The organism is Halotia branconii CENA392, from assembly GCF_029953635.1.
GTDB classification, from domain to species: Bacteria; Cyanobacteriota; Cyanobacteriia; order Cyanobacteriales; family Nostocaceae; genus Halotia; species Halotia branconii.
Window position 1 is genome coordinate 170,891 of record NZ_CP124543.1, and the last position, 13,882, is coordinate 184,772.

Genomic DNA, 13,882 nt, shown 5'->3' on the forward strand with positions numbered 1-13,882 from the left:
ATTTAGCAATCCATAATCATCCGTGAGAAAATTTTTAGAAAAAAGTCATTGTTTTACAAAAATTACACTCTTTCTTAATTCTCACGTATCATTGGGGATTGCTATACAAACTTTTCTTAGTTAAATTAAATGTTTTTATCTAACTCTTACTAACCATAAAAAATCAATGATATTCAACCGCTGTTACTTACTTTCAAGGCTTAATTTGTGTATTTAATTTGTATATAAAAATTGATCAAAATGACTGTTTCATGATAAATTTGCATTTTCGTGTTATCTAAGCTTTAAAAACTGTACCTCTCCTTAACATTAGTTATGAATTATTTGCAAAAATCGCATAATTATCTAGGATTGATAACTATTAGTGTAATTGTTTTTTATGCAAACTCTGCTATTGCCCAAATTGATCCAGATGGGACTTTACCTAATAATTCTCAAAAGAGAACAGAAACAAATACTATAACTATTGAAGGAGGCACTTTATCCCCTGATGGCAAAAATTTATTTCATAGTTTTAGAGAATTTTCTGTTCCGCAAAATTATACGGTTGAATTTAAGCATAGTGGAAATGTTCAAAATATCATTAGTAGGATAACAGGTAATTCCGGTTCTCATATTGACGGCATTCTTAAAGTTAATGGCACAACTAATCTATTTATAATTAATCCTAATGGGATTACTTTTGGAGCTAATGCTTCTTTAAATATTGGTGGTTCATTTATAGCAACCACTGCAAGTAGTCTCAACTTTGGCGATGGTAGCAAATTTAGTGCTGTATCTCCCACAACCACACCCTTACTAACAGTAAGTGTACCTATCGGCTTACAATTTGGGGCAGTTGCTAAACCTATCCGCAATCAATCTCAAGCAAGAAGTTCAGATGGTACAACAAATGGTTTTGGTGGAAATGTTGGTATACAAGTGAAGCCAAGTAAAACATTAGCACTTGTAGGTGGGGATATAACGTTTGAGGGCGGAAACTTAACAGCACCTTCAGGAAGAATTGAGCTAGGAAGTGTTGCTGGTAATAGTTTAGTTAATTTAGAAATAAATGATAAACAAGGTCTAATCTTGGGATACGAAAATGTTCAAAAATTTCAAGATATTAAATTGACACAGCGAACTGAAATTCCATCTTATGCTGAAGTTCGATCTTATGTAGATAGTAGTGGTGAGCGTGGCGGTACTATTCAGGTGCAAGCCAAGCGCTTGTTACTTGATAAGGGTTCAATTATTTCAACTAATACTTCTAATTCAGAATTAGGAGGAATTTTAACTGTAAATACCTCTGAGTCTGTAGAACTAAATGATCGTAATACATCCTTGAGAGCCAGAAATCGCAGTATAGGTGAGGCTGGAAACTTGACTATCACTACTGGGAAGTTAATTGTCCGGGATGGGGCACAAGTAGTCATTAATAGTACTGATAGTATTGATTCGGTTCCGGTAGGAGAATTAACCGTAAACGCTTCAGATTCCGTAGAACTGTTGGGTTTTAGTTCTCCTGGTAATGGTCGTATTATTTCTAGTGAGTTGTCCAGTATAGCTCCTCTTGCTGGAAACGCTGGCAATATAACGATTACAACTAACAAATTACGTATCCAAGGACCGGCAAAGGTAACAACACAGTCCGCAGGAACCTTGTTAGCTTCTGGTGAAGCTATACCAGCTACTGGAAAAGGAGGAAATCTGACTGTAAAAGCTTTTGAATCTGTAGAGTTGATTGGAGACCCTTCAACTGGTAGATTCTTTAATTTATTATCTACTTCAACTCAAGGTGTTGGAGATGCTGGAAATTTAACGATAACCACAGGAAAATTAACTGTTCGAGACGGGGCTAGAATAAGTTCAAGCAGTGAAGGTAATATACCTAATCCAGGAGGGGCAGGTGACTTAAGTGTTACGGCTCGCTCAATCTTTTTGGAAAATCAAGGAGTAATCGAAACCAATAGTCAAGCAGGGCAAGGTGGCAATATTAAATTAAAGGTGCGAGACTTATTGCTTATGCGCCGCAACAGTCAAATATCCGCTAATGCTGGCAGTGATGGAAACGGTGGTAACATCACTATCAAAGCACCTAACGGCTTCATCCTCGCCCCTCCTTTAGGAAATAACGATATCACCGCTAACGCTAATTCTGGCTCTGGTGGTAAAATTACAATCGACGCTAAAAGGATCTTTGGGTTTGTGCCGCGCACTCGTGCAGACTTAGTAAGGGAGTTAAACACTGAAGACCCAGAACAACTAGACCCAAGTAACCTTTTAACCAACGATATCACGGCGTTTTCTGGAAATCCTTCATTGAATGGCATTATACAAATTAACTCTCTAGATGTTGACCCTAGTAAAGGATTAGTAGAATTACCTGTAAATGTGGTTGATAATTCTACACAAGTTGCTGCTGGTTGTAATGGTGGTGGAAAACTGGCAAAGGGTAAATTTACTGTTTCAGGGCGTGGAGGAATACCATCGAATCCGATAGAGCCGCTGACGGCTGAAACGGTTCTAGCAGACTGGATTACACTGGAGCCAGATATAGATAATCGTGCTAATGCTCTACAAAATAGGACGGTTAATCAAGAGCAGCTTCAACCGAAAAATTACTCACAGACTAATGAAATTGTAGAAGCCCAAGGGTGGATTGTAGATGCTAATGGAAATGTGGTTTTAGTGGCTCAAGTACCAACTGCAACACTACATAACTCAGCACTTACTAGCGTATCTTGTGCTGCTAATTAGATATTTTTTACTCTAATACTAGTTTTGTATAAAAGTACGCTTTAAAAACGTAGACCGAAGGGCTTGCCGGAGGCTACCACAAAGAACACAAAGAACACAAAGAAATAAAGAATGGTAGGTTGGGTTGCGCTGCGCTTAGGGACTTCCAAGAAATAAATTAATCAGCAAAAATCATAAGTTAATCTTTAAGAGATAATGATAATCATTCTGAAAGGGTAAGAGGTGGTTGCCGTCGGCAACCACCTCTTACCCCCTCAAACACAGAAGGAAAAGTCTGCATCTGCACTCTGTAAATAATTTCAGTGCAATATCATAATTAATATTCATGTTTTTAGATTTAAAAACTGAAGAGTGAAAATTAAGTGCTGCCACAACAAATATCAACAAACCATTTGCCTAAATCGGGAAATTTTTCATGTTCCGAGTTAGTGAGTCTTTCTATTTGTTTTTCAACAGCAGACATAGCCTCCTTAGTAAGAGTAACCCCAGTTTCATAAGTTTGAGTCACTAACTTAACCACAGGATTCTTACCTTTCCACGTCATGTTTTGAGCAAATTTTAAAGCGGTTGCAACTTCATCTAAAATACTGCCATTCCAAGAATTTTCTAATATCCCCCATACTCGCTCGATGGGATTATATTTGCTGTGATAGGGTGGATAGTAGGCTAAACGTATATTCAGTTGATATTCATGAACAAACTCAACGATACGTTTCATAAACTGGGTACGTCTAGAATTATTATCTGTCCCATTATCCTGGTTAATAATCAGGGTTTTTATTGAGGAAAATCGCCAACTCTCACTCTTCCAAAAATCTTCTAGAACGTCTACAATAAAATCACTCGTTACATTAGACTCTGTAAAGTATAAAAATAGTTCGTCTAATTCTGGAAGGAAGATGCCGTAAGGAGTTACGGTAGTTTTTGGATGAAAATTATGGTCTTCTGTTTCTGTGACAACTCGGTTTTTACCTCCTCTGTCAAAGTAGCCAATATCTACACGGGCTTTGGCATCCAGACTGAGACGTAAGATACTTGGATCATCCAGGGCGGATTGATTAACTATTGCTAATTGTTCAAAGATTGCGTCTGTTTCTGGAATTTTTTTTGAGGTAAAACTTTTGCTACTCGCTTGAGTCTATAACCTAAATCATTCAATTTAACTCTCATTGTTTCTTCAGTAGGTAACTGTTCATCCGTATAACCAAATTTATCAATTAATAGCTTTCTGACCTGACTAGCAGTTAGGCGTGTATACAGCCTTTGGCTTTTAAAACTTGGATCTGTTTGGCTTTGGAAATCAACTAATTTTTTGATATCTTCTAACAGGTTTGGTAAATGCTCTTCTACTTTCCATCTACCCCTAGCTGAATAATTATCTATACAACTAATCCCACTGGTTAGTTCTTTAATTCCTTTACGAATAGTATTTCTATCCCAGCCCAATTCTTTTTGAGCCAGTAATTGTCCTCCGTAACCTAATTCCATGACAATTTGTGCTTGAAAACGCCGCCTTGCTGCACCTTTGAGTTGGTTTGCTGTTTCCTTGAATACTTTTTTGACTGAATCAGTTAATTCGAGCAACACTCCTGTCCACCCACAAAATTCCCTCCAAATTGAATTTACTACGAATAGGGGGGAAGGAGAAGCAGCCTGCGGCTGCTTCTCCTTCCCCCCTTAGAATGATTATCATTATTATAATTGGTCATTTTATTCCTTGGAAGTCCCTTAACCCAACCTACTTTTCTTTTTTCTGTATTGCCCTTTAACCGAAAAGTATTGGGAGTGTTAGAGAGTTATTGCGTCAGTCTTACGTTAATTAGTACAAAGCGATGTCTGACGACAAGCCCTTTTACATCTATGCCCTGAAACGAATCACATCTCATCGATATTTCATCCCACAGCCAGAAGCGAAGGACTTTTGTGCTTATTTACTATAAAAGACAAGGAAAATATACCTCACACAGCTCATTTATACCAATTATCTAAAATTCGGCAACTAATTTAAAGCCGGAAACGCAGATTAAATCTTGAATTACGAATTACGTAGCTTGCTTCTCGCCTTTGGCGAGTATTACGAATTACGAATTGGTATTAGATATAACCGTTGGTGTTGAAGAGGAACAAATGAGGTTATAACTCAGCTAAAGTTTGGGAGTTCGTCATGCATGAACTAGTTCAAGCGGTCTTTGGTAGTGATGAAAAAACTGCTCTGCATCAGTTAATTGATGCTTTAAGAGTCTTAGATAAGTTTTACTTCCTCAGAAACGAAATCTTACATGTTTTTGCCGACTATTGTCAGCAATATCAAAAACCTGCCTACTTTTACTACTCTTCGGCAATTGGTAAATTAATTAACTACACCCATGAAATAATTCTGGAAGCAGAAAGTACGTGGTTTGTCGTCCGACCGAGGATTGGTAGTCAACAGGTATGGCGGTTAAGACCTGATTTTACTGGGTTTGATCTCATGACACCACAAGCATTTTTAGATGTGAGCGATCGCCTCGTCAACCGTTACCAACCTCACATTCTCGAAATCGACCTCCATCCTTTTTATCAAGGTTCTCCGACAATCGACGACCCCAGAAATATTGGTCAGGGTTTAGCCTTTCTCAACCATTACTTATGTAATCAATTATTGACTAATCCTGAGTATTGGGTAGAGGCTTTGTTTAAAGCGTTACATCGATTACACTATAATAATATTCCTTTACTAATCAGCGATCGCATTTCTTCAGGTACTCAGCTAGCCAAACGACTTAAGCAAGCACTAAAATTCTTAAGTCAGCGATCGCCTAATGAATCTTACGAAAAGTTTCGCGTTGATCTGCAAGAACTTGGCTTTGAAGCGGGTTGGGGTAATACTGCGGCGCGAGTCAGCGAAACCTTAGAACTTTTCGAGCGACTGATTGATACTCCCCAACCTGCAATTTTGGAAGCGTTTGTATCTCGTATTCCTGCTGTTTTTCGAGTTGTGCTGATTTCTATACACGGCTGGGTTGGCCAACAAGATGTTTTGGGACGAGATGAAACATTAGGTCAAGTTATTTATGTCCTGGAACAAGCTAGAAGCTTAGAAAATAAACTACAAGCAGAAATCAAACTTGCTGGTCTTGATTTGCTAGGTATTAAACCCCATGTAATTATTTTGACTCGGCTGATTCCTAATTGTGAGGGAACAGAATGTAACCTGCGCTTAGAAAAAGTCCAAAATACTGAAAACGCTTGGATATTACGCGTTCCTTTTAGGGAATTTAATCCTGAAATTACTAACAACTGGATTTCTAAATTTGATATTTGGCCATATTTAGAAACATTTGCTGAAGATGCAGAAAAAGAACTACTAGCTGAATTTCAAGGTTGTCCTAGTCTAATTATTGGTAACTATAGCGACGGCAATTTAGTAGCCTCTTTATTATCCCGCAGCCTAAAAGTTACTCAATGCAATATTGCCCACTCTTTAGAAAAACCGAAATATTTATTTAGTAATTTATATTGGCAAGACTTAGAAGATCAATACCATTTTTCAGCCCAATATACTGCTGATATAATCAGCATGAATGCCGCTGATTTTATCATTACTTCATCCTACCAAGAAATTGTCGGCACACCGGATTCAATGGGTCAATACGAGTCTTATAAGTGTTTTACGATGCCTCAGCTATATCATGTAATTGATGGCATTGATTTATTTAGTCCTAAATTCAACATGGTTCCACCGGGAGTAGATGATAAAAACTTCTTTCCCTACACTCAAAAAGAAGATAGAGATCCTAGCCTCAGCGCCCAAGTTATAGATCTACTCTTTCATCGTGAAGATCCTCATATTTTCGGTAAGTTAAATAACCCGAATAAGCGACCAATTTTTGCTATTCTGCCAATTACTTTTATTAAAAATCTTACAGGTTTGGCTGAATGTTTTGGGAGAAGTCAAGCTTTGCAAGAACGCTGTAACCTAATTATTGTAACTAGTAAATTACATCCAGATGCAGCAACAAATCCAGAAGACACCCGCGAAATTCAAAGACTTCACGACATTATCAATCAATATCATCTCGACGGCAATATTCGCTGGTTAGGAATGCGCCTTCCTAGCAATTATATTGGTGAAGCTTACCGAGTAATAGGCGATCGCCAAGGAATTTACGTTCATTTTGCCCGTTTTGAAGCCTTCGGACGCAGCATTTTAGAAGCAATGATTTCTGGTTTACCAACTTTTGCTTCTAAATTTGGTGGTGCTTTAGAAATTATTGCAGATCAAGAAAATGGATTTCATCTCAATCCCACCGATTTAGAAGAAACAGCAAATAAAATTTTGAACTTCTTGGATCAATGTGATACTCATCCCGAACACTGGAATGAAATCTCCGAGGAGATGAGCCAGCGAATACGTAACAGTTATAATTGGCAGTCACATACCAGTCAATTGCTATCGCTAGCTAAGATGTTTAGTTTCTGGAACTTTATTGCTCCAGAAAACAATGAATCTAGAGACCGCTATATGGAAACCTTATTTCATCTCATTTATAAACCTAGAGCAGAAAAGATTTTAGAAAAGCATCTTAAATTCTGATTTTTTCTCTGCTTTTAGCTAGATGAAAAACTACCAAGATTGAATAAAATTTTTCGGAAGTTGAATTTTAGCCAAGACATTCACAATGAATACAAAAAGTCCGGCTCGTCATTTTATTTATACAGACTGGATATTAATTGAAACCCAGTTTGATCCTGAGCAGCTGCACTCTAGAGAAACCCTCTTCACAATCGGTAACGGCTTTTTAGGAACAAGGGGAAGTTTTGAGGAAGGCTATATTCGGGCTTTGCCAGCCACTTTTATCCACGGGGTTTATAATGATGTTCCTGTAGTATATACAGAACTTGCCAACTGCCCCGACTGGCTACCATTAGTGGTAATAATTAATGACGAACGCTTCCGCCTCAACCAAGGCGAAATATTGCAGTATGATCGCCAGCTTGATTTACGTCAAGGCATTGTTAGCCGTTCTTTGCGTTGGCGTAGTCCCAGCGGTAACACCATAGACATCCATTTTGAACGTTTTGCTAGTCTAGCCGATCAGCATGTGTTAGGGCAGCGCTGCCGATTGACACCTTTAAATTTTGATGGAGTGATTGAAGTTCAAGCTAGTATCAATGGCTATCCTGAAAATCAGGGTTTTAATCACTGGGAAGATTTAGACCAAGGCAAAACAGATCAAGGAATCTGGTTCCACAGCCGCACCCGCAAGTCTCGGATTGATATTGGCATGGCAGCTAAGATGACAATATCTGGGGCTGAAGCTTCGTTACAAGTCAGCACTGCACCGGGTTATCCTACCTTGAGTGGTTCTTTTTTCGCTACATCACAGCAGACTGTAACAGTGGAAAAACTGGTTACAGTTTTTACCTCGCGGGAAATAGATGCACCAGTTCTAGCAGCTCAAGAAAAACTCGCACATCTGCCAGATTACACAACATTACTCAATGCCAACGCCCAAGCATGGGAGGAAGTTTGGCAATACAGCGACATCGTGATTGAGGGAGATAGCACAGCGGCTTTTGCTGTCCGCTACAATCTTTTTCAGTTGCTAATTGCTGCCCCAAGGCATGGTGACAAAGTAAGTATTCCGGCTAAAACTCTTTCAGGTTTTGGCTATCGCGGTCATGTCTTTTGGGATACAGAAATTTTTATCCTACCCTTTTTTACTTTTACCCAACCAGATTTAGCCCGCAACTTACTCAGTTACCGTTATTACACCTTAGATGGAGCGCGACGCAAGGCAATTCATTCGGGATATCAAGGAGCGATGTATGCTTGGGAAAGTGCTGTAACCGGAGATGAAGTTACACCACGTTGGTCACTTCCCAATGATTTTTACGGTGAAGATGTGCGGATTTGGTGTCGCGATCGCGAGATTCATATTAGTGCAGATATTACCTACGCTATTTGGTATTATTGGCAAGTCACTGGTGATGATCAGTGGATGCGAGATTGTGGTGCAGAGATTGTTTTAGATACTGCTGTTTTTTGGGGTAGTCGAGTTGAATTTAATTCTCAAGAACAACGTTATGAAATTCGCGGGGTAATTGGGGCGGACGAATATCACGAGTTAGTACATAACAACACTTTTACTAACCGGATGGTGCAGTGGCATTTAGAAAAAGCCCTGTTAGTCTATGATTGGCTGCATCAAAACTTTCCCGAACGAGCTGCTGAATTAGCAGAAAAATTGCCACTCACCTTAGAGATGCGATCGCATTGGCAAGATATTATCAACAAAATCTGGATTCCATACAACTCTGCAACAGGACTAATTGAGCAGTGTGAAGGATTTTTTCAACTAGAAGACATCAACTTAGAAGACTACGAACCTCGCCAACGTTCAATTCAAGCCATTTTAGGTATTGAAGAAACTAACGAACGGCAAGTACTCAAGCAACCAGATGTATTGATGCTTTTATATTTAATGCGGGAATCAGCAGATTATCCCTACAACCAAAAAGCTTTGCAAGCGAATTGGGATTACTATGCACCCCGTACTGATATTACTTATGGTTCCTCTCTTGGCCCGGCAATTCATGCCATCTTAGCCTCAGATTTAGGTCAATCAGAGTTAGCTTATAAACGGTTCATGCAAGCGGTAATGGTAGATCTCGAAGATAGCCGAGGTAACACCGCTGACGGGATTCACGGGGCTAGTGCTGGTGGAATTTGGCAGACTGTAGTTTTTGGATTTGGTGGGATTCAATTTACAGACAGTAAACCCGTAGCTAACCCTCACCTTCCCCCTGGCTGGACACGCCTCAAGTTTAAGTTACATTGGCGCGGCCAATGGCATGAATTTGATCTGCGTTCTCAACAGACTACCCAAGAGGAAAAAAACAGAGAATTTATCTTATTTGCTTCACCTGCTAATTCTCCATCTCTGCATAACCCCGACATTCGCGGAGTGATTTTCGATTTAGATGGTGTATTAACTGATACAGCAGAATATCATTATCTAGCTTGGCAGCAGCTAGCCGATGAAGAAGGCATCCCCTTTAATCGCCAAGCTAACGAACCGTTAAGAGGAATATCCCGTCGTGCTTCACTGATGATGATTTTAGGGAATAGACAATATTCAGAAGCAGAAATTGAAGAAATGATGGAGCGTAAAAATAATTACTACATAGAACTGATTCAAACCATCTCACCCAAAGATTTATTACCAGGAGCGATCGCTTTATTAGACGAATTACGGCAAAATGGAATTAAAACAGCCATTGGTTCAGCCAGTAAAAATGCCCGCATGGTTGTAGAACGATTGGGTATTGCCGATCAAGTAGATGCGATCGCGGATGGTTATAGTGTACAGCAACCCAAACCAGCACCTGATTTATTTTTATATGCTGCCAATCAACTCAAATTAGCACCACAACAATGTGTAGTTTTTGAAGATGCAGCAGCAGGGATTGAAGCCGCACTAGCAGCTAAGATGTGGACGGTAGGACTCGGCCCATCTGAACGCGTAGGCTCTGCTCATATTGTTCTCCCCAGCCTAGCAGGTGTGAAGTGGGCAGAATTACAAGCCAAATTGAGCGACGTTAGCAGGCAACAGTTAACATAACCTTTGATATTATTTTCTAGCAACATAAAAAACACTTAAATAACTGGCATTACTGAATCAAGGGATGAAATTTATGTATTGAGATCTAAAACTCCTTATTCTCTCTGCGCCTCTGCGTGATAAAAATCATCCCGCACTTATGCAACGCCAGAATTGGTATAAGATAACGTCTGATTTTAGTATAAAAAAATACTAAAATATAAAAACCTTTATTTATAGCCTAGGTTGCATAAACATAAAGAAAAGTAAACAATCCTCAAACTCTTTTCTCCTTGCCCCCTGCCTTATCCCAACGATAATTATTTACGCCTACAGTGTCACGTAAACATTACGGATGCAGTAGAGAATAACAGAATATAACTACTAGCAGCATCAATTTACTGCTGAATTTAAAAGACGGTTGAGCTTGGTATGAAAGTAAATACACGCACGCTCAATACATCATAGGAGGCAAGTAAGTGGAAGATAAAAAAGGTAATTTTAATTTAAAATCTGCATCTATCCTCGCTCTTGGGTTAGGCTGGTTTCCTCAAACGCCTGGAGGATTAGAAAGGTATATTTATGAGTTGACTCATAGTTTAGCAGCAAATCAAGACCAGATCGAATTATGTGGAGTCGGTCTACCAGAAGCGGAATTAAATTTGCCCATAAAACTAACTAATTTGGCTTCTCCAGATGATGCAATTTGGCAGAGATTTTGGTCTATTCGCCATAACTTTAAAAAAACTAGAGTCGGAAAACCAGATGCTATTAATTTGCATTTTGCATTATATAGTTTTCCTATTTTAGATCTTCTACCCAAGGGAGTACCTGTTACTTTTAATTTTCATGGCCCTTGGGCTTGGGAAAGTAAACAAGAAAATTTTAATCATAAATTCGGTATTTTTTTGAAGCGTAGCCTCGTAGAACAAAACACTTATAATCGCTGCGATCGCTTTATTGTTCTAAGTAAAGCATTTGGTAAAATTTTAAACCAAAACTATCAAATTCCGTGGAGCAAAATTCATGTCATTCCTGGCGGAGTTAATATTAATTGGTTCCAACCAAACTTATCTTCTCAAGAGGCTTGTCAACAGTTAGGTTGGCCTGAAAATCGGCGTATATTATTTACATCCCGCCGTTTAGTACATCGAGTCGGAGTAGACAAATTATTACAGGCAATAGCCAAAATTAAACCAAAAGTTCCTGATGTTTGGTTGGCAATTGCAGGTCGGGGTCATATACAAACTGCACTAGAACAACAAGTTAAAGAATTAGGATTAAACGATTATGTAAAATTTTTAGGTTTTCTCCCTGACGAACAGCTACCAATAGCTTATCAAGCAGCAGAATTAACTATTATGCCCAGCCAATCTTTTGAAGGTTTTGGATTAGCAATAGTAGAGTCTCTAGCCTGTGGTACTCCGGTTTTATGTACTCCAGTTGGGGGAATGCCAGAAATTTTACAACCCTTTTCACCCAATTTAATTACTGCGACAACTGAAGTTTCAGCTATTGCCGAAAAATTAGAACAAGTGTTATTAGGACAACTACCAATACCTTCACGTCAAATGTGTCGTCAGTACGCTGTTAATAATTTTGACTGGGATAAAATAGCCCAGCAAGTACGGCATGTTCTTTTGCAATGATGAAATGAAGAATTGTTATTTGATAATGCCTAATTTATAAGTTATGAAAATTTTATTTTTAGACCAAAGTGGTAAGCCAGGCGGTGCAGAATTATGTTTAATAGATATTGCTAAACCATATCGCGATCGCAGTATGGTAGGATTGTTTGCCGATGGATCTTTTAAAACTCTATTAAAGCAGCATCACATCCCAGTTGAAGTTCTCGCCACTCAACCTATTTCAGTCCGCAAACAAAGCAATTTAGTCCAAGCCTTAGGAAGTCTGGGACAACTCGCGCCACTGCTAGCTAAAGTTATCCAAAGAGCTAAAAAATACGATATTATTTATGCCAATACCCAAAAAGCTTTAGTTATTGGGGCATTAGCTAGCTTTCTGGCTCGTCGTCCTTTGGTTTATCATTTACATGATATTCTTTCTACAGAACATTTTAGCCAAATTAATCTGCGTGTTGCAGTTAATTTAGCTAATAAATTTGCATCATTAGTAATTGCCAATTCTCAAGCGAGTCAAAAAGCTTTTGTGCAAGCCGGAGGACGACCAGAATTAACTACTATTGTCTATAACGGCTTTGAACCACAAATTTATCAAACTTGCGAGTCTGAAATTAAACAATTGCGGCAAGATTTAGGGATAGCAGAAAAATTTGTAGTTGGACACTTCAGCCGACTTGCACCTTGGAAAGGTCAGCATATTTTAATTTCTGCACTTGCTCAATGTCCTGAAAATGTGACAGCAATTTTAGTCGGTGATGCTTTATTTGGTGAACAAGATTATGTTAAACAATTACACCAACAAATTGCTATATTAGGTCTAGAAAAGCGCGTCAAATTTTTAGGATTTCGTGTTGATATTCCTCAGTTAATGGCAGCTTGTGACTTGGTAGCACACACATCAACCTCCCCAGAACCCTTTGGTAGAGTCATTGTGGAGGCGATGCTATGTGGCAAACCTGTGGTTGCAGCTAAAGCTGGAGGCGCAATAGAATTAGTCGAAGATGGAATTAATGGTTTTCTGGTGACACCAAAAGAACCTCAAGAATTGGCACAAGTAATTCATACATGTGTTCAAGAACCAGAGATGACTGCAAGAATAGCAAGTCATGCCAGAACTCTTGCTAGTCAACGTTTTGATGTAACAGTTATCAATGATGTCATTGCCAAACTATTAAAGCGATTAATCGCGTCTCTACAAACCAACTAATTCCTTAGATTCAAAATCGGTTAGTTGTTGAGCGATCGCTAATCTTGCTTCTAATTTTGCTACACTAAACTGGTTACGCAGATATTCCAGATGAGCAAATGCGTTTGCTTTCTCAACAGTCAATCGCATCTGCATATCTATTGCTTGTTGGTATTCGTGATTCACAAGCAGCACTTCAAAACGACGCGCCTTGCGTTGAGCATCGTTTTTTAAATCTATATCAAAAGCTGCGGCGCGGTCTGCATTACCTTCAAATCGGTTAATCTGCTGCTGAACTGCCATTAATTGAGAGTCTATTTCATTCATCCGTTGGGCAGCTTGGGTGATTGCAGCCGGAAAATGACTCAGTTGCATCATCAAATTAATATTCCTATCAAAAAAAGGTCAACTACGCTACTTCCCTCAGTTGCGACGACGAAATAGCCACATCTGGAAATGAAAGCGAAAGCTGTTCGGCTTGAGGTACGGCGGCTTGTTCCAATACCTGAACTTCAATATTTACACTTACTAAATAACTGCCTGTGTCAGCAGCAACCGCTTCAGAAATTAACTTGGCAATATCTGGGCGTTTTGCAGTCAGAGGGTCACGTAAGATGCATCTATCCCATTCATGCTTGGCAGTTGGGTTGAGGTTGAGAATGTAATGTTTAATCATCGGACTAACCCTTGAATCCATCTTCCAGAAGACTGTCACACAGCCGTTTTGT

8 protein-coding genes are annotated in these 13,882 nt (G+C 39.0%); 5 read left to right on the top strand and 3 right to left on the bottom strand.

The features are described 5' to 3' along the window. The first annotated feature begins 315 nt into the window (after window positions 1-315). Window positions 316-2,739, top strand: coding sequence for a two-partner secretion domain-containing protein (locus QI031_RS00820; RefSeq protein WP_281483350.1), 2,424 nt, complete (start codon window positions 316-318; stop codon window positions 2,737-2,739). Window positions 2,740-3,097: 358 nt separating this feature from the next. On the opposite strand, the gene QI031_RS00825 is transcribed toward QI031_RS00820, so the two are convergent. Beyond that, window positions 3,098-4,323, bottom strand: a protein-coding gene (locus tag QI031_RS00825; RefSeq protein ID WP_425526025.1) for an ISAzo13 family transposase whose coding sequence is annotated in 2 segments (ribosomal slippage) — window positions 3,098-3,840 and window positions 3,840-4,323 — 1,227 coding nt in all. Because the reading frame shifts where the segments join, the coding sequence is not laid out codon by codon here. Between the two features lie 580 nt (window positions 4,324-4,903). Here QI031_RS00825 and QI031_RS00830 point away from each other — a divergent pair. The 4 genes from QI031_RS00830 to QI031_RS00845 all read left to right on the top strand — a co-directional run bounded on the left by QI031_RS00830 (window position 4,904) and on the right by QI031_RS00845 (window position 13,175). Next, window positions 4,904-7,315 carry a sucrose synthase gene (locus tag QI031_RS00830; RefSeq protein ID WP_281483351.1) on the top strand — a complete coding sequence of 804 codons (2,412 nt, stop codon included), beginning with the start codon at window positions 4,904-4,906 and terminating at the stop codon, window positions 7,313-7,315. Between the two features lie 85 nt (window positions 7,316-7,400). After that, window positions 7,401-10,346 (top strand): beta-phosphoglucomutase, encoded by a 2,946-nt coding sequence (pgmB, locus tag QI031_RS00835; RefSeq protein WP_281483352.1) that lies wholly within the window; start codon window positions 7,401-7,403, stop codon window positions 10,344-10,346. Window positions 10,347-10,804: 458 nt separating this feature from the next. Beyond that, the gene (locus QI031_RS00840; protein ID WP_281483353.1) at window positions 10,805-11,974 is read left to right on the top strand and encodes a glycosyltransferase family 4 protein; all 1,170 of its coding nucleotides are present in this window, start codon (window positions 10,805-10,807) and stop codon (window positions 11,972-11,974) included. Window positions 11,975-12,017: 43 nt separating this feature from the next. Continuing rightward, entirely contained in the window at window positions 12,018-13,175 is a 1,158-nt protein-coding gene (locus QI031_RS00845; RefSeq protein WP_281483354.1) for a glycosyltransferase family 4 protein, read from the top strand. Here QI031_RS00845 and QI031_RS00850 read toward each other — a convergent pair. Next, complete coding sequence (locus QI031_RS00850; protein ID WP_281483355.1) at window positions 13,161-13,532, bottom strand: hypothetical protein; 372 nt, start codon at window positions 13,530-13,532, stop codon at window positions 13,161-13,163. The genes QI031_RS00845 and QI031_RS00850 overlap by 15 nt on opposite strands. A gap of 31 nt (window positions 13,533-13,563) precedes the next feature. Next, complete coding sequence (locus QI031_RS00855) at window positions 13,564-13,830, bottom strand: hypothetical protein (protein ID WP_281483356.1); 267 nt, start codon at window positions 13,828-13,830, stop codon at window positions 13,564-13,566. Between the last annotated feature and the right edge of the window lie 52 nt (window positions 13,831-13,882).